Source organism: Clostridium sp. DFI.1.208, from assembly GCF_024463855.1.
Classification (GTDB): Bacteria; Bacillota_I; Bacilli_A; order Erysipelotrichales; family Erysipelotrichaceae; genus Clostridium_AQ.
Genome location: NZ_JANGCA010000008.1, coordinates 1 through 17,940, shown reverse-complemented (window position 1 = coordinate 17,940; position 17,940 = coordinate 1). Strand labels below are relative to the sequence as shown.

The window sequence follows — 17,940 nt, the reverse complement described above, 5'->3', positions numbered from 1 at the left end:
ACTTTAACTTTTGATCATTTATAAAGGGGAAAGCTTATGAAATATATACGGTATTCAATTGGTAAGACATATCTTAAAGCCTTAAGTGAAAAGACTAAAAAAATGCCTAAAATATTATTTTATGCATTTGTACGCTGGCGATATCCTAAATCTAAGTATGATTATAAAAATACTATGGGGACTGTTATTATTTCACTGAAGAAGGATTTAACTAAATTTGCATATGACCCTAGTAATTTGCAAGCTTTAACACCAATAGAAACACAAAGTCGTTATGATATGTATATTGAAACATTTGAGGAAATTTATTCAAATGACAATTTTTTGAATATTGGCATATCCGGTATTTACGGTTCAGGGAAAAGTACATTAATTAAAGCAATTCGTTCTAAATCGTTTATAGGAAATAATTTTTCTATATCTTTAGCAGATTTTAAAGATGAAGGAATCTTAAAAAAGGATTTGCCAAAATCTCGTTTGGATATGATTGAGATTAAGATTTTAAGACAATTATATTATCAGTCTAATTTCAAGCAAACAAAGGTGTTGCGGACAACGAACTGGCAGGAAATAACAAAATTTGAGTTAGTCAAGAATTTTTTTCAGTTTAGTATCCTGACAATTATATTCATTTATTACATTGATTTGTGGAAATGGTTATGGCCAGATCAAACTGTTTTTACAATTGATCGCATGCCAGGGCGGTTACTTAATGCTCTGAACAGCGAAGTTTTGCAAGAAGAAGCTATTTTGATTGTCATTTTGACAATACTTGCAATCACATATTGTTGGTATTTGATTCGAAAATATTATCTTAAAATCAGATTTGGTATTAAAGCTGATAAAATAAATATAGAAATGGAAAGTGAAAAAGACAATATTAGTGCTATAAGTGAGGGGAAGTATTTGCATGAGTTAATGTATTTATTAAAGTACAATAACATTGATACTGTATTTATCGAGGATTTGGATAGATTTGATAATACGGATATATTGGCAGGTTTGAAGGAAATAAATTTCTTAATAAACAGCTATAACTATAAACGACATTTTTTTCCAGTTGGGTATACATTAAAAAAAATATTCCGGCGTGTTCCTGTAAAAAATAGGAAAATCAGATTTATTTATGCAATTCGAGATGACGTGTTTATTGATAGCGACCGTTTGAAATTCTTTGACATCATTGTACCCATCATTCCGATAACCAATAGCTCTAATTCATATTTGCGTTTAAATTCAGCTTTGGCACAAAACATGCCTAATGAATTATTGAATAGATTGGATATGGAATTAGTAAAAGATATTTGTAATTCTATTTGGGACATGCGAATGGTTAATGAAATTGCGAATGAGTTTTCAATTTTTTTAGCTGAAAAATTGAAAAATATGAATGCTGAAGAAATAGATATTAACTTAATTTTTTGCTTAATCGTTTTAAAAGTTAAATATCCTTTAGAATATAAACAACTTTCTCAAAACAAGGGACTGTGTTTTGAAAGAATACATAATCCTTCTTTTTCAGCTTTGCAATTTATTCTTACCTGTGATGAAGTCGAGAGAGATAGACTTCATGAAGTAAATGAACTTTTAGAATTGTTTATCAAAAGAGGTTATTTGAATCTGAAATATTTAGAGTATATGACGTATGCAAAAATAGATACTTTGGATGAGAGTGATCAAGCCTTTTATAAAATGAGTCGGGAAGAAGAGCTTAATTTAGAAAATGCAACAGATAAAATGACATATAGCATACATAACGCTAGCAATTTTATATCTTTCATTAAAGAGGAAAATATAGTAGATACTCATTTATGGCATCCAGAACTTATTTTCAAAGTTTCAAAAGAAATTGATTTGGGAAAAGATACTAACAGAAATGAGAAGATTTTAGAAGTTATGATTAAGAATATGCATAAGGATATACCTTACCTATCTGCAAATATGGTCTTTAAATCTTTAATAACTTCATGCTCTGACAAAAACATACTGATAAGTATTTTTCATAGATTAGTGAAAACTGATAGCAGCAAAGAGATATTTTCGGATATATTAGAATACAGTTTGCAAAATGAGGATTTTGAATTACTTGATAGCAAAAAAATAGAATTGTTTGAGACTTTCCTAAAGGAGTTGGATACGACCTCAATAAAATCCTATAAAGAAGAAAGTAAACAAATACTGCAATTTGTATTTGCAACAAGCTGGCAGCATATATTTCCAAATTTAGCTTCAGTGTATCTAGATAAATTATGTGCTTTAACGAAAGAATTAAATATTTTGTATGAGATAAAACATATACCTGATGCTTCTCAGCCAGAATATGAGTTTTTTAAATATATCATTGAGAATTCATACTATGGGCCTAATTTAGTTAATATACAACTAGTTTTACAAAGTATTTTAGGTGATGAGTATAGAGAGAATGAATCTGTGATAACTAATTTCAATAAAAATAAAAATAACCAGGAAGTACGAAAGAGTTATAATTTTGTATTGGATCATGATGATGAATTTATAAAATCAAGTATAGATGTTGAAAAAATCGATGAAGATTATGTAGTATGGCTATTGGAGCATTCCCAGAATCAGGACGATTCTGTAATTGATGAAGTATTGCAAATGTATAATCATCCATTCAGAATTAGAATCAATGACACTAAAATAAATGCAGTCTGGTGTCTGAAATGCATAGAAAATGGTAATTATCCATCTAATATCGATTCTTACTTGGATCTGTTTGATCAACCACGCGGTACGGATGATCCTAATTATTTAGATTCAAAAATAGCACAAAGTATCAATAAATTAGGCCTGGATAAGAATGAAAAGCTTAGTTATGATAATATTGGTTTATTGCTTAGAAACAATGATATTAGAATTGATTTTTACAGAGAAATTGTTGTTAATCTTTCAAGTGATGATCATAAAATAACGATCCTCAAGGGAACGATACTTGATGATGATAAATTAGAGCTTCTCATTCGTAAGAATATGTTGATTTTTGATCGTAATTCTTTGGATATGCTGATCCATAAGAGAAGATTATTGAATATATATTTGATGATAGCTGTAAGAGAGTTTACGGATCAGGAGAAAATGATTATAGAAGAATTACACAATGATTATGTGACGTCTATATGCGAGCAATCATTGAAGTTAAGGATACCGCCAAGTTTTGAGGTTTCAGATGATAGAATAGAGGTGAGAGAGCTTGAGCATAGCTAACTTAAATCGTTATAAAGAAAATGAAGATTTCGCTGCTTTTTCTTGTGAGTTTCAGAAGGATAAAAAGCGGAGTATGAAACGGCTTAATACAGAAAATATTTCACTTTATGAACTCTATTATATTATTGAAAACACCAAAAAAGTGAGTGATATAGTTCAACAACTTTACACATATAACGGTAAGCTTGATCAAAGTATTATTGATTCCGTTGTAGCAGAATGTTTACACGACGAGATTAGTAAAGTAACGGAAGCTTATAAGCAAATACAATCATTTCCATATATCGTACATGAGAAATTCCAAATGCCTCATTTCCTAGCATTTCAAAAGGATTATCTAAAAGGGGAGGAGTATCCTTATTTTGGCTACGGAAAAGAATTTGAATCTATAGTAGTGCATGCAAAGCAACATGACAAATGCCTAGTAGTATGCGGAGAAATTGCAAGTGGAAGAAGAAGATTTATTTACAAGGAATTAGAAAAGTGTTTTGCTAAAGGGGAAAACGAAAGGGCAGAAGAAATAATTGACTTAACAAGTGACAGTGCTTTGGATAAGGTGTTACAGGATTATATAAATATAATCAAAGGATATCATTTTCGAAGCAAACTTTTTTTCATTTTTAAAGACATTGCTTTTGATGAAAGTCGGAAGCCCATATTAGAAACTATTCGGGATTTGAAAATAAATACTGTTTGTTTCTTTATTGAGGATCAGAATTTTGAAGACAATAGAAAGAATAATCCAACTATATTAGATGCAGTATTTAATAGTGTACCGATTATGCACTTAAGCGGGATAGCAATTTCACAGTTGACAGGAGAATCTGAACCTTTTAAAGTGGCATTTAAGAAAATGCAGGAAAATCTACAAAATTCTCCTCTACCTATTTATACAATTATGTTACGTGATCGATATGAATTAAGTGATTTTAATGAAATTGATCTCAAAAGAGAGTATTGTCAACAGTTATACAATCAATATAAGGACAGTGATTTTCATGAACAAATGTTAGATATTATTTCTGAATTCAGTGGAGTGCAGTCGCTATCAAAGATGTATCTTCAAATGTTGTTCGACGTTATAAAAAACTATGGATCCAATGATATGAAATTAAAATTCATATTAAAAAAATTAGAGGAACAGCATGATATAACTGAAAATTCTTTGCTTATAGATGTAAAAAACTATTTATATATGAAGGTAATGCCTGCAAAAGAAGTTTTTCAAAAGTTTCATGATGATAATGGGTATGCTGGCGATAAAGTTCCACTATCCACAGATTTGCTGCAATATGTTTATTTGAACTTTGCAATAGATCTCATCCCTGAACTCAATGATAAAGAAATCAAGGAAGTAAAGGATATTTTTACTAATCTCAATGTTACAAATAGACTAGTTTTTCTTAAATATATAGAATTTTATCGTTTATACTATCTGTTAAGCAAATATGATACGGCAAACGAAAAGGTAGCTGTTCAAAATCATTTAAAGGAGTTAAATAAGGTTTTAAAGGATCCCATTGATGGGGAAGATATATGGATAGCATTTAATTAAGTAAAATCCAGGTACTGCCAAGTCCTCGTATATGTGATATAAGTTAAGTAAACATTTTCAAAAGATACTACAGCAGAGTATATAGCTTTCCTCAAATATATTGAGATTTCTCTAGCTTCAAAAGAATTGTAAATAGTATTGTTACTACTCATAGTCGATTTCAATAGTATGAATAATCTGTTATGATAAAAGCACATATTTTTACTTTGGCTGCAAATTCCTAGTATTGACTTTTCATTAAAAAAATGTTATCGGAAGCGTTTACATAAATATATTATGATGGTATACTAGAACAGAATAGAAAAAGTGAAAATAAAGATTTCATGTTAAAATTGAGAACGTTTAGGTACTTTGTTAATTGTATATAGCACATGAGGCTTTTACTCTGTTATGGTGTTCTCGTGGTCTTCACTTATCTTAAAGAAATGGAGAGGAATGATAATATGGTATCAAAACTAAATCACATACATATTAATGAAATAGGGGGGGACACTAACTAACATGAGAACAGATGATGAAAAAGCAATAGAGTTGTTTATCAAAAGCTTGAAAAACGGTGACATGGTCGTTGAGACTTGTCCAAATACTGGATTGGATTATAATAGCAAAGTGGAGAGGGGAGTACTTGAATTATATAAATCCAGATTTGCTCCTTCACAATTTATGAAAGAGCTTATAAATCCAATCAATATAAATAAGTCAGATAAATTCAACGAATACATTCAAGATGCATTTGAAATTAATACGATTGAAGAACGATTTAAATCGCTCGTACAATATTACAGAAGGTTTATATCTACTTTTGAGGATGAAAGAATCGCAAATTGTATAAGTATAAATAATTTTGCTTTAGAGGAAGCTGTGACGAGTTACTATGTTGATACAAAGCGTTTAAAAGACTTTCACCAAATATATAAAACTAATGTTTCGAAAGTTTACGGATATATGAGTTATTGGCTTCTTAAGTGCAAGCCGCTACAAGTAAATATGAGTGACGAGGATTATCAGACTCTTCGTGACATGAAAGAAAAATTGACATATTTAAATGAAAAATTTTTAACAGGGTATATTATTAATGGTATTCTTGCAGAGCTTGATGTAAATATATATGATGCAGAAAAACTTAAGAGTTTTGAAACATTTGAAAATTTACTTTTATATACACTAAAGTATCGTGATGTAACTGCTAAATGTTTAGAATTGATGATTTCTTCATTTCTAGCTGCTTTTTCTTTACATGGAGAAATAAATAGTTAAAATAATTTTTAATTAAAAAAGGAATCTAAGGATGCCTTTTTTTGTGTTCTTTACTTGAAGGAGGTGATTTTATGGAATATTTTTATTCATACTTAAATGGTGAAGATATTCACAGAAAGCTTCAAGATAAACTTGTTAGAGATTACCCTAAGATTTCTAAAGACTGCATTTATATAGATGTGAATGATTGTGCGCAATGGCTAAATTTAAAAAATATAATCTGCCACGACGACAAGCTCTATATTTATGAAATAAATTATTTAGCTGATGAGCCTAGTTGTTTTAAAAATCGGCTTTTATTTTTGAAAAAGTATAATATTCAATTAAAAATTTTGAATGAAACAATAGTAGATATTGAGCAAATTTTGAAGACAACGGAATTCGTGCAATCAACTATACGTAAAAGTATATATGACAAACAAATGGAAGGAATTCATAAAGCTTTAGAGAAAAAAAGGAATGGGACAGGAGATTACGGCCGACCGAAAATCACGCTGCCTGACGATTTTGAAGCCAATATTAAAAAGATTATGCGAAAAGAAATGAAGCATGAGGATTATCGGGAGAGGTTAGGTTTCAAGCGTTCTACCTATTTTAAATTTGTCAAGGATTTGAAGGATTCCTGGAAGCAGCAGGAGCTGGAGAGGAGTCTGAGAAAAGATGGAAAATATTAAAAAGTATGGGAAGCATATATGCTGGATCGTAATGGTTCTGGCAGCGGCATATTTGTTATGGAGTCTGTACCGGTTCCATATTTTGCCATTGAAATATTATATACCGATTCTTGTTGTAATCTTATTGATCATCGGTGCGGTTATCTATTGTATCCTTGGAAAAAAAGCAAACAGGGTTACAAAGATCCTAGGATGTATTCTTTCCATCGTCCTTTGTGTTTGTATGCTGTTTATGAACGTTAAGGTCATAAATAAGGCACAGGAAACGGTGAAGGCTGTCAGTAACGGCGATATCAAGACGACAGAGATTTCTGTACTGGTGAAAAAGGACAGCAGCTATAAGGATATTAAAGATTTGGATGGAAAGCAGTTTGGTATATTGAAAACAATTGATCGTGAGAATACGGACTTCATGTTGAATCGTTTAAGCTCTCAATTTATAAATGAGATATCCAAAATCGAGTATAAGGAATTCAAGGATGAAATGAAGGGATTGCTGGAAGGCAATACCGATGCCATTATCATGAATGAAGGGATGTGGGATGCATTCAACATCATCGATGGCAGTTTTGAGAAGGAAACAAAGGTTATCTATACGCTGGATCGTAAGGAAGTATTGAAGAACTTAAAAGCGAACAACATCACAAAGGATTCATTCATCGTGTATATTTCAGGTATTGATACGAATGGTTCCATATCGAAAACAAGCCGAAGTGATGTCAATATGCTTGCGGCTGTGAATCCAAAGACGAAGGAATTGTTATTGGTATTTATACCGCGTGATTATTATGTACCGTTGCAGTGCCCAAATGGCAGCTGTGAGACAGGTGCTATGGATAAGCTGACACATGCGGGGTTGTATGGGGTGGAAACTTCGCAGGCTACACTAAGTAAATTGTTTGATATCAAGATCAATTACAATGTGCGACTGAATTTTGATACGCTGACGACCATGGTAGATGCATTAGGAGGAATTGATATTTATTCTGATCAGGATGTGGAACTACTGCATGGCAAGGGATGTAATATCAAAAAGGGCACACAGCATGTAGATGGAAGATGTGCGTTGGGATTTGCCAGAGAGCGCTATGCTTATGAAAGCGGAGATCGCCATCGTGGAGAGAACCAGCAGCAGGTAATTGAAGCAATGTTGAAGAAATTCACTAAGTCAAATGTCATCAGGAATTATGAAAGCATCATGAATGCAGTACAGGGAATGTTTCAGACGAATATGACTACGGATGAAATCACAGCTCTGATTCAGATGCAGATTGATGATATGGCTACATGGAAGGTCACAAGTATCAGTGCGGATGGTACGGGAGATATGTTGCCTACATATTCGTTTGGTAGTCAGCCGTTGTATGTGATGCATCCTAGTAAGAATACAATAAACTCAATAAAAGAGAGTATAAAAGTATTGTATGATCGTAAGGTAGAAAATTAAATCAAGAAAGGATGACAGATTTGCTAAACAAGGTATTGACTATTAAGCAAGAAAAGGTATTTAGCGATAGACCAAGAATCACAATATTAAATATAAATATCGATGTATTAAATGTGAGCGAAACAATAGATGTTGTTGAGAAGTATATTATCCAGAAGGAACCATTACATTTAATGGGTGTAAATGCTGATAAATTGAATGAGTGTAATAAAAATAATAAATTACAAGAAATTGTTAATAGCTGTGGTGTTATAAATGCTGATGGTGCCTCTGTTGTAATGGCTAGTAAGTATTTAGGAAAACCATTACCAGAGCGCGTAGCAGGAATAGACCTTATGCAAGATTTAGTTGGTTTAAGTGAAAAGAAAGGCTATAGTATATACTTGCTTGGAGCAAAACAAGAAATTGTAGAAAAAACAGCCAAAGTGCTTATGACAAGATATCCATCATTAAAAATTGTTGGGGTACATGATGGTTATTTTAATGAAACAGAATGGGAAAACGTATCTAATAAAATTAAACAAGTAACACCAGATATAGTTTTTGTTGGAATAACCTCTCCTATTAAAGAATATCTTATTGAATATCTGCAAAACAAAGGGAATACATCAGTTTTTATGGGAGTTGGTGGAGCATTTGATGTAGTATCTGGACATATACCACGTGCACCAATTTGGATGCAGAATTTGAATCTTGAATGGTTGTTCAGGGTTATGAAAGAACCAAGAAGATTATTTAAAAGATATTTTATTGGCAATTTAAAATTTATAATGGCTGTAATAAAAGAGAAAAAATTATAAATAATCAATGGGACACAAATCAGGATATGAATGAAACATCGCTAAAACGATGAAGAATTATTATGGTAATTTAATAAACAGGGAGGTCTGGTTCATGAAAGTGCTTCATATAACTAGAACAATAGGTCAGGGTGGAGCAGAAAAAATTGTGCTTCAGCTATGTAAGGATGTTGTTGGTTTTGATCATTTTGTAGCCTCATGTGGAGGTATTCATGAGATCAACCTATATAAATTAGAGATTGAACATTTTAAAATACCCGATATAGATAAAAAGAATCCTTTATTAATGTTACAAACACTGACAACTCTAAATAAAGTTATAAGAAAAAATAAGATAAATATCATTCATACACACCATAGAATGGCAGCATTTTATGGTGTCATCCTTCAATTTTTAAATAAAGATTTGAAACACATTTATACAGCACATAATGTATTTCATGATAAACGCTTATTAATGAGAATAGCTCTTTGCAAAGCAAAAACAATAGCTGTAGGAGATGGCGTTAAAAAAAATCTTAAAGAAGAGTATAAAATCAAAAATATTAGTGTCATTTATAATGCGATTGATGTAAAAGTTAATAAAAAGGAGAGTAATGAATTTATTAAAAAAATTATTTCTCAAGGGAAATATATAATTGGGTCAATTGGTAGACTCTCTGAGCAAAAGGGAATGGATATATTTATAAAAGCGATGGCAGAAGTCAAAAAAGATGTACCAGAAATATGTGGTTTAATTATAGGCGATGGAGAATTGCGAAATAAGCTAGAAGATATGGTAAAGCATTTAAAATTAGAGAATACTATTTATTTTCTAGGATATCAACCTAATATTTTAAATATAATTCGACAATTGCAATTTGTAGTCTTATCATCAAGATGGGAAGGTTTACCTTTAACCCCCATAGAAACTTTTTCAATGTCTAAAACAATTATTGCATCAAATATACTTGGGAATAATGAAGTTATTAGTGATAATGAAAATGGACTTTTGTTCGAAAAAGATGATTTTAAAGAATTGTCAAGGAAGATAATTGAATTATATTCAAATAAGTTTAAGCTGAAAAAACTTGAACTGTCTGCTAAAGAAACTTTTATGGATAAATACGAATATAAGAAATTTATTAAAATGTATACAGAAGTATACACAAAAATGGAAGGTTAAAAATATGATAAAGATGTTTTATCTAGTATACGGATTAACAAGTGGTGGAATAGAGCGTATATCAGTAGCTATTTATAAATACTTAGATCATAGTAAAATAAATACTCAAATGGTAACAAAATATGCAGACAAAGAATTTTTTGACTCAGAATTAGAATTATATGGAGGTCATAGGGTACCTATATTAGAAAAAAAGCCAAATAACAAAATAGTATTAAAATTTTTTTATTTGTTTAATCTATATAAACTTCTAAAAAACAAATACGATATTGCATATTTCTGTTTAAGCAAACCAAGGGATGTTTTTAAATACCCAATAATTTGTAAATTTCTTGGAATTAAAACTATTGCAATTCATTCTCATAATTCAATGGAGGATGACAATGTAAAATTGAAAAAGATCCTTAATAAATTAGGAAGAAGGGTAATAGGTAAAATAGCACAAATAAAGATTGCCTGTTCAGAAGAAGCTGCGATGTGGATGTTTCCAGAGAAACATTGTAAATTGAAAGAATACTTATTAATGAAAAACGGGATAGAGATAGAAGAATATAAATTCAATGTTCAAACAAGAGAAAAATTAAGAAAACAATATGAAGTAGAATCTGATTTTATAATTGGACATGTTGGTCGTTTTTCAAAGCAGAAGAATCATAAATTTTTAATAGATATTTTTGAAAAAATTTATGAAACGAAAAGAAATAGTAAATTGTTCCTTCTGGGAATTGGTGAATTGGAAGAAGAGGTTCAAGACTACATAAAGAAAAAAAATTTAGATAGTTCTGTAGTTTTAGTTGGTGAAAGAAATAATGTGTGTGAATTTATGCAAATGTTTGATGTTTTTTTATTTCCCTCTTTATATGAAGGGTTACCTGTAGTAGGTGTAGAGGCACAAGCAGCAGGTCTCAGGTGTTTTTTTTCTGATACTATCACAAAAGATGTAAATATAACAGGTAATATCTTCTATATGAATCTATCTGAGAGTCCAAAAAAATGGGCAGATTTTGTCATTGAAAAAGGTAAAGATTATGAAAGAAAGGATTATTCAGAATTAATTACGGAAAAAGGATTTGATATACAAGACTCTGTAAAAAAATTAGAAAGAAAAATTTTATTAACGAAAAAGGAGAATCATCAATGATAACTAAAAAAATAATGTTGGTATTTGGTACGCGACCAGAAGCGATTAAAATGTGCCCACTCGTAAATGAACTTAAATCACGTAAATCTCTTAAAACAATTGTCTGTGTAACCGGTCAGCATCGAGAAATGCTTGATCAAGTATTAAATGTATTTGATATAATTCCTGAATATGATCTTTCCATAATGAGAAAAAGTCAAACCCTGTTTGATATAACTACAGATATATTAAATAAAATAAAGAAAGTATTAGATAAAGAAAAACCAGATATTGTATTAGTACATGGTGATACTTCTACAACATTTGTTACAGCATTAGCTTGTTTCTATCTACATATTCCTATAGGCCATGTAGAAGCAGGACTTCGAACATATAATATAAATAGTCCATTTCCAGAAGAATTCAATCGACAAGTTGTATCCATAATCAGCCAGTATAATTTCACACCTACTGAACTTTCAAAACAAAATTTGCTTAAGGAAGGAAAAAAAACAGAAGAAATATATGTAACTGGTAATACAGCAATTGATGCTTTAAAAACAACGATTCGCAGTGATTATCATCATCCTGAATTAGAATGGGCAAAGGATTATCGATTGATTATGATTACTGCCCATCGTCGTGAAAATCTTGGAGAACCTATGCGCCACATGTTTAGAGCTATTCGTCGTGTGTTAGATGAACACCTGGATGTTAAGGCAATATACCCTATACATATGAACCCAATTATTAGAGAATCAGCAAATGAAATTTTAGGAAATGATGATCGTATTCATATCATTGAACCATTAGATGTACTAGATTTTCACAATTTCTTAAGGCATAGCTATTTGATTTTAACAGATTCAGGTGGTATACAAGAAGAAGCCCCATCACTTGGTATACCAGTATTGGTAATGCGAGATACTACGGAAAGACCAGAAGGGATTGCTGCAGGTACATTAAAACTCGTAGGTACAAAAGAAGAAACTATTTACACTGAATTTAGTAATCTTCTTTCTAATAAAGACGAGTATGAAAAAATGACTAGATCAAGTAATCCCTATGGCGATGGCTTTGCTTCTAAGCGAATTGCAGATATACTTGAGAAATAGAGGATGGAAGGAAAAAATGAATATATTGTACTTTATAAATTATACTAGGACGATAGTAGTCTATTTGATGATACGTCAATTAGGTATCAAGAATATAATACGAAAAGATATGAAAAAGTATTATTGGTTCATTTCAAATGATGTAGATCATGATTACAAATTTATCGTGATATTAAATATTCTATTGTTAAGAAATTTGTGTTTTAGAAATGTTGTATACTACAGATTGAGTAAAAAAAGTCAAAAATATATCTTTAGAATCTTATTCAAAACAAAAAAGGATTTAGAAATATATGGCGATATAGATGAGGGAATCGCTATATATCATGGTCATGGAACAATAATAGATGCAGTGCGGATTGGTAAAAACTTTTCTGTTTATCAAGGAGTTACGATTGGAAAAAATGTTAAACCAGGTGATATTACTTCAAAACCAATAATTGGCGATAATGTTGCTATTTATGCTAATGCAGTTATAGCTGGAGAAGTAAAGATAGGAAATAATGTTTCAATCGGTGCTGGGACGGTAGTTATGAAAGATATTCCTAATAATTCGTTAGTATATGGTAATCCTTGTATTATAAAGACAAAGAGTCTAAAAAATGTATAAGTAATATCTAAAATACGATTATACTAAACTTATAGTAATTGTATTATTAATGGCTTTGTCTTGATTTTTATTATCTATATTAAATATATTTTTATTGATTTGATTTCAGGAGATAATTTCGTAAGGAGAAATTAATATGTATATATTATTCATATTTTTAGTAACAGAGAATATCATAGAGAGATTTATTCCTTCCATAAGTTGGTTTGATGAAGTAATCACTATAATATTATTTATATTAACGATCATAAATTTTGTTAAGTATCCCATACAAAAAAAAAGTTATTTGAGGATATATATATATTTGATTTTCCTAATAATTATTGGGTTAGCAGGAAATTATATTTATGATATTCAAAAAAGTCCAATTGCTATAATAAAAGATATTGTCGCATTATTAAAGTTTTTTATTGTCTACATTTACGCAGAAAGGTATATCAGTTTGAAGAAATCTCAAAAAATAATTAAAAAAATTCTAAAATTTGTAAGAATATATTTAATCTTTCTGATGATTTTTGCAATTATTAATCAATTCACAAATATAGGTATGGATAGTGGGTATCGTGGTGTGATTAAAACTTACATGTTTATGTATTCTCATTCAACATTTATGGTCGCTTCAGTTATTGCTGTTTCTTCAATTTTAATAGGGGATGGAATAAAAAAAAATTGGTTGTATTTGTGTATGGCTACGATAATATTATGTTTTAGCATGCGTGCAAAAGCATTTATCTATATCATAACTGTAAGTATTTTATATATAGTCGTGAATGGGAAATATCATTTCATAAATCATCATTCAATAAAGAAAACAAGTAACAGATTATTGAAGACAGGGGTACTAATTGCAGTAGTTGGATTGATAATAAATAGAGATAAGATAACAGCATATTGGGATTGGGGGCTCATGGCAGCAAGACCAGCTCTATATATAGTCGGATTTAAGATTATGTTTGATTATTTTCCTTTAGGAAGTGGATTTGGTACTTTTGGCAGTTCAATTTCTGGTGAATTCTATTCATCTTTATATTATAAATATGGAATTCAGAATACATCAGGATTAATAAAATCAGAGGGATATAAGTATATGGCTGATACATATTGGCCATATATCATAGCACAATATGGTTTAGTTGGAATGATACTTTATATGCTTGGGCTTTATGAAATTCTTAAATTGATTATACAGGATACAAAGAGTGATACAGATTGTTTTATAGCATCTATATCTTTATTTATTTATTTAATAATCAGCTGTTTTGTGGAATCAGGCTTTACAAATGCTAGTATTATTTTAATCGCGTTTGTTCTTGGATATTATATGAGAGTTCAAAGTATTATGAAAGGAACTGATAAAATATGAGATTATTATTCATTGTAGGATCGTGTTTGAAAATAAATACATCTGCTAACCTTTGTCATATAGCATATATTGAAGGATGTATAAGGAATAGGCACAGTGTTGATGTACTATCAATGAGTGAATTAGGCTGTGAAATTGATAAATCTATTAAAATGCCGAAAGTAGATAACTGGTATACTTTTGATCCACCTTTATATAATAATTCATCGCAATCTACCATTCAGAAATTGAAAAAGAGAAATAGTGTATTAGATATAGGAGAAAAGAAAATCAAAAAGGCATTTCTTTATTTTTATAATGCATATGGAAGAACGTATTCTATATGGGCAAAAAGAGCAATCAAGTTTTACTCAGAGAATGAATATGATTATGTGATTTCTTTAGCTACACCATATGTTAGTCATTATGTAGGAATGAATTTAAAGCAAAAAGGTAGAATAAAATGTAAAAAATTTATTCAAATATGGGAGGATCCCTGGTCTTTAGATTTATATAATAAGAAAAATAGTAAGAAAATAATGAAAGAAGAGAAAAAACTTTTAGCAAGTGCTGATAAAATTGTTTATGTTAGTCCAATAACACTGAAATATCAAAGTAGACTATATTCTGAATATTCAAAAAAGATGTTGTGGGTCCCTCTTCCATATTATTATAAAAATGAGGAATTAGATTATAAACAGTCAAAAAATTTGAGATTTGGTTATTATGGGGACTATTTTTCATTTAGCAGAGATCTCAGACCATTTTATGAAGCAGCTAAAAATCAACAAATTAATGTGAAAATTTATGGTAATTCTGATTTATTTTTAGAACCATCTAAAAATATTGTAATCAAACCACGTGTAGGTTTAAAAGATCTTTCTGAGGCAGAGCAACAAACAGACGTTCTTGTCTTTTTGTGTAATTTAAAAGGAGGACAAATCCCTGGAAAAATATATCAATATTCAGCAACTAATAAGAAAATTTTGTTTATTTTAGATGGAAGTGAATCGGAGATTTCAGTTTTAGAAAACTATTTTAAAAAATTCAACCGTTATATTTTCTGTAAAAATAATGTTGTAGATATAGAATTTGCTATCAAGGAGATTGAAAAAAGTGGGGGATCAGTAAATAACTCGTGTGTGGAATATTTTAGTCCTGAGAGTATCACATCACAAATACTGAAAAGGTGTAAATATGAATAAATTTAATTTAATCATTGGCTTATATGGAATATATGGTGTATATAATTTCGGATGTGAAGCTATTGTGAGAGGTGCAGTTAAACTTATTCACGAATTGTATACAGATGTTAAAATTGTATACTTTTCATATAATTATGAATTCGATAAGAATGCACTAAAAGATATTGATATCGAGATACGAGAAATAAAAAGAAGGTGTTCTTTTAAAGATAAAATAATTAATAAATTATGTACTATTTTAGGTAGTAAGGAACGTGTCCTTTATTTTGATTACAATGAAATCATAGATAGTGTAGACATAATATTTTCTATTGGGGGTGATATATATACAATTCCTAAAGTATTAAGAGAAAATAAAACATATCCTTATTATAATCCTTTAGTGGATTTCTGTAATAGAGTTAACAAGGCGGGAAAGGAAGTTATCGTTTATGGTGCCTCTGTTGGTCCTTTTGGCGAATATAAAAAAGCAATAGAGTACTATAGAAAGCATCTTAGTAAATATAGAATGATTATCTGTCGCGAACAAATTTCTATTGATTATTTAAATAAAATAGGATTGAATAACACATATTTCTTTCCCGATCCTGCATTTCAGGTTAAGGGAGACGATAAAACAATTGTTAATCCAATGTACATAGGTATAAATTTATCACCGTTATCGGTGCGTGAGATTTATGGAGAATTTGGAGAAAATAATTGTAATAAGCTTGCTAATCTATTGGATAACATTTATGAGGAAACAAAAATAGAGCTTCTTCTTATTCCTCATGTTTTATCCAGTGATCAAGGTGATAATGATTTTGATTTTTTGAAGCATTTATTAGATTTGATGAAGCCTCAAAATAAAACCCATGTTCATTTTGCAAATTGTAAGGGAGGTTTCTTAGGATTAAAATCACAACTGAAAAGCTGTTATCTTGTGGTATCTGCACGAATGCATTGCGCAATCAATGCAATAGATGAAAATATACCAACCATTTTTCTATCATATAGTCAAAAAAGCATTGGAATGTGTGAGTTTGTATATGGAACAAGAGAATGGCTTGTTGATTTAAAAAGTGTTGATCGTGATCTGATTCCTAAAATCCAGAAAATGTTGGTGAACAGATCTATAATCACAGATGTGTTATCTGAACGAAATTTCATGATTGATAATTATTATTTAGAAAATTTAATAGAACTAAAGAATATTTTGAAAGGGAAGAGATAAATGCTTACAGTAAATACTTTATTTATTTTGTTTTTTTTCTTGTGTGTTATAATCGGAAGTTAGGCATTTTCTAATTGCCTTAGATATGACATACTCTTGTCAAAAGGAAATACAAATGCAACTAAAGGTATTGCAATTCTTATGATTATACTTTCTCATATTTCAATATGTTGATGATGCATTTATATGTATGGTGGCGATTAAATAGAAGTGTTGTAAGAAATTTTAGTGCCATTGGAGTAGCAATACTCTGTCTTTATTAGAATATGGAAATTATTTTTTTAAGTAAAATTCAAAAGACGGCTGTTACAAGGACGATGTCGAATTACACAGGTTATTAATGGTTTTTATAGCTAATTTTCTAGTTGTATCCTTAACAAAAGCAGTGGCAAGTGAATTTTTTTCGACGTCTTCTATATCAGTTTAGGATTTCATTTAATTGCTATATAGCCGGTACTTCAACTTGTTTTTTTAATTCAAATTATGTTTCATTTTTTTACACTGATTGCTTTTATGTTTCTTTCTATAGAAAATAGGTACTTGCTTATTGTTTTCCTTAATATAGAAATATATTACTTTCAAAAAGCACATGATTACCAGATTTTTAATGGAAGAAGGCGATGTGTTATTTAACAGGTGGGGGACTAGCAGCTCATAAAATATAGTTTTATATTACATAAGGCATCATAAATTTAAAATATTATTAATCAGTGTAGTTCTTCTGATTATTGCTTATGCTTAGTTTTAAAAGAAGGTCGAAATAATATAATACCTAAATTATTTTAATTATGGTTGGGACCTGTCGTATCAATTTATTTCTATATTTAGTGTTTAGGCCACCTATTAAAATTGGTGAATATTCATTACATCTTTATTTATTTCATATTGGCCTTGCAGCAGTATTATTATCAAAAACTAAAAATAAAAATATTCAAGTCTCTATTTTCAAAGGATTAAAAAATTTTCTTTTATACTAATAAATAAATTTGTAAAATTCAACAGAAAATAGGAATCATGTTGAAAAAAAGTTGAAGGAGTGTGTTTAAATTTGAAACAGATTTTTGAAATGTTCAGAAAGATTCCAATGAGAGCGTTTCAAAGTTTGTGTAAACTCAAGAAACTGATATAAGACCATAAGAATTAACGATATGGGCGGAGCTGATTTAATAGGCTTCGCCCTTTGTCTGCATTATACAGCAGTATTTATACATG

13 protein-coding genes are annotated in these 17,940 nt (G+C 29.9%); all 13 read left to right on the top strand.

Features of this window, described 5'->3' with window-relative positions; translation table 11 throughout:
• The first annotated feature begins 36 nt into the window (after positions 1-36).
• The 13 genes from NE665_RS05820 (at position 37) to NE665_RS05760 (ending at position 16,728) form a co-directional block, all read left to right on the top strand.
• Positions 37-3,225: a hypothetical protein gene (locus tag NE665_RS05820; protein WP_117441964.1), complete on the top strand. Its 3,189-nt coding sequence runs from the start codon at positions 37-39 to the stop codon at positions 3,223-3,225.
• On the top strand, positions 3,212-4,780 hold the full coding sequence (locus tag NE665_RS05815) for a hypothetical protein (RefSeq protein ID WP_117441963.1): 1,569 nt from the start codon (positions 3,212-3,214) through the stop codon (positions 4,778-4,780). The genes NE665_RS05820 and NE665_RS05815 overlap by 14 nt, the downstream gene beginning before the upstream one ends.
• Positions 4,781-5,281: 501 nt before the next feature.
• The gene (locus tag NE665_RS05810) at positions 5,282-6,037 is read left to right on the top strand and encodes a hypothetical protein (RefSeq protein ID WP_117441962.1); all 756 of its coding nucleotides are present in this window, start codon (positions 5,282-5,284) and stop codon (positions 6,035-6,037) included.
• Between the two features lie 71 nt (positions 6,038-6,108).
• Entirely contained in the window at positions 6,109-6,711 is a 603-nt protein-coding gene (locus NE665_RS05805) for a hypothetical protein (RefSeq protein ID WP_117441961.1), read from the top strand.
• Positions 6,698-8,158: an LCP family protein gene (locus tag NE665_RS05800; RefSeq protein ID WP_117441960.1), complete on the top strand. Its 1,461-nt coding sequence runs from the start codon at positions 6,698-6,700 to the stop codon at positions 8,156-8,158. Before NE665_RS05805 ends, NE665_RS05800 begins: the two co-directional genes overlap by 14 nt.
• A gap of 20 nt (positions 8,159-8,178) precedes the next feature.
• Positions 8,179-8,958 (top strand): WecB/TagA/CpsF family glycosyltransferase, encoded by a 780-nt coding sequence (locus NE665_RS05795; RefSeq protein WP_220431376.1) that lies wholly within the window; start codon positions 8,179-8,181, stop codon positions 8,956-8,958.
• Positions 8,959-9,052: 94 nt separating this feature from the next.
• A complete protein-coding gene (locus NE665_RS05790) occupies positions 9,053-10,123 on the top strand; it encodes a glycosyltransferase family 4 protein (RefSeq protein WP_178760114.1) in 1,071 nt (356 codons plus the stop codon).
• 4 nt (positions 10,124-10,127) lie between these two features.
• Positions 10,128-11,264 carry a glycosyltransferase gene (locus tag NE665_RS05785; protein WP_117441957.1) on the top strand — a complete coding sequence of 379 codons (1,137 nt, stop codon included), beginning with the start codon at positions 10,128-10,130 and terminating at the stop codon, positions 11,262-11,264.
• Positions 11,261-12,358 (top strand): UDP-N-acetylglucosamine 2-epimerase (non-hydrolyzing), encoded by a 1,098-nt coding sequence (gene wecB / locus NE665_RS05780; RefSeq protein WP_117441956.1) that lies wholly within the window; start codon positions 11,261-11,263, stop codon positions 12,356-12,358. Before NE665_RS05785 ends, wecB begins: the two co-directional genes overlap by 4 nt.
• A gap of 109 nt (positions 12,359-12,467) precedes the next feature.
• Positions 12,468-12,968 carry a serine acetyltransferase gene (locus NE665_RS05775; protein WP_178760113.1) on the top strand — a complete coding sequence of 167 codons (501 nt, stop codon included), beginning with the start codon at positions 12,468-12,470 and terminating at the stop codon, positions 12,966-12,968.
• A gap of 136 nt (positions 12,969-13,104) precedes the next feature.
• Entirely contained in the window at positions 13,105-14,331 is a 1,227-nt protein-coding gene (locus NE665_RS05770) for a hypothetical protein (protein ID WP_118654589.1), read from the top strand.
• A 113-nt stretch (positions 14,332-14,444) separates the two neighbouring features.
• Positions 14,445-15,515 (top strand): glycosyltransferase family 4 protein, encoded by a 1,071-nt coding sequence (locus NE665_RS05765; RefSeq protein ID WP_147324001.1) that lies wholly within the window; start codon positions 14,445-14,447, stop codon positions 15,513-15,515.
• Positions 15,508-16,728: a polysaccharide pyruvyl transferase family protein gene (locus NE665_RS05760; protein ID WP_117441952.1), complete on the top strand. Its 1,221-nt coding sequence runs from the start codon at positions 15,508-15,510 to the stop codon at positions 16,726-16,728. Before NE665_RS05765 ends, NE665_RS05760 begins: the two co-directional genes overlap by 8 nt.
• The last annotated feature ends 1,212 nt before the right edge of the window (positions 16,729-17,940 follow it).

What these genes read in the sequence shown, in the direction of transcription:
- NE665_RS05770 (WP_118654589.1), top strand. Translation starts at nt 13,105, where the DNA reads ATGTATATATTATTCATATTTTTAGTAACAGAGAATATCATAGAGAGA.
- NE665_RS05790 (WP_178760114.1), top strand. Translation starts at nt 9,053, where the DNA reads ATGAAAGTGCTTCATATAACTAGAACAATAGGTCAGGGTGGAGCAGAA.
- NE665_RS05760 (WP_117441952.1), top strand. Translation starts at nt 15,508, where the DNA reads ATGAATAAATTTAATTTAATCATTGGCTTATATGGAATATATGGTGTA.
- NE665_RS05810 (WP_117441962.1), top strand. Translation starts at nt 5,282, where the DNA reads ATGAGAACAGATGATGAAAAAGCAATAGAGTTGTTTATCAAAAGCTTG.
- NE665_RS05820 (WP_117441964.1), top strand. Translation starts at nt 37, where the DNA reads ATGAAATATATACGGTATTCAATTGGTAAGACATATCTTAAAGCCTTA.
- NE665_RS05800 (WP_117441960.1), top strand. Translation starts at nt 6,698, where the DNA reads ATGGAAAATATTAAAAAGTATGGGAAGCATATATGCTGGATCGTAATG.
- NE665_RS05785 (WP_117441957.1), top strand. Translation starts at nt 10,128, where the DNA reads ATGATAAAGATGTTTTATCTAGTATACGGATTAACAAGTGGTGGAATA.
- NE665_RS05765 (WP_147324001.1), top strand. Translation starts at nt 14,445, where the DNA reads ATGAGTGAATTAGGCTGTGAAATTGATAAATCTATTAAAATGCCGAAA.
- wecB (WP_117441956.1), top strand. Translation starts at nt 11,261, where the DNA reads ATGATAACTAAAAAAATAATGTTGGTATTTGGTACGCGACCAGAAGCG.
- NE665_RS05775 (WP_178760113.1), top strand. Translation starts at nt 12,468, where the DNA reads ATGAAAAAGTATTATTGGTTCATTTCAAATGATGTAGATCATGATTAC.
- NE665_RS05805 (WP_117441961.1), top strand. Translation starts at nt 6,109, where the DNA reads ATGGAATATTTTTATTCATACTTAAATGGTGAAGATATTCACAGAAAG.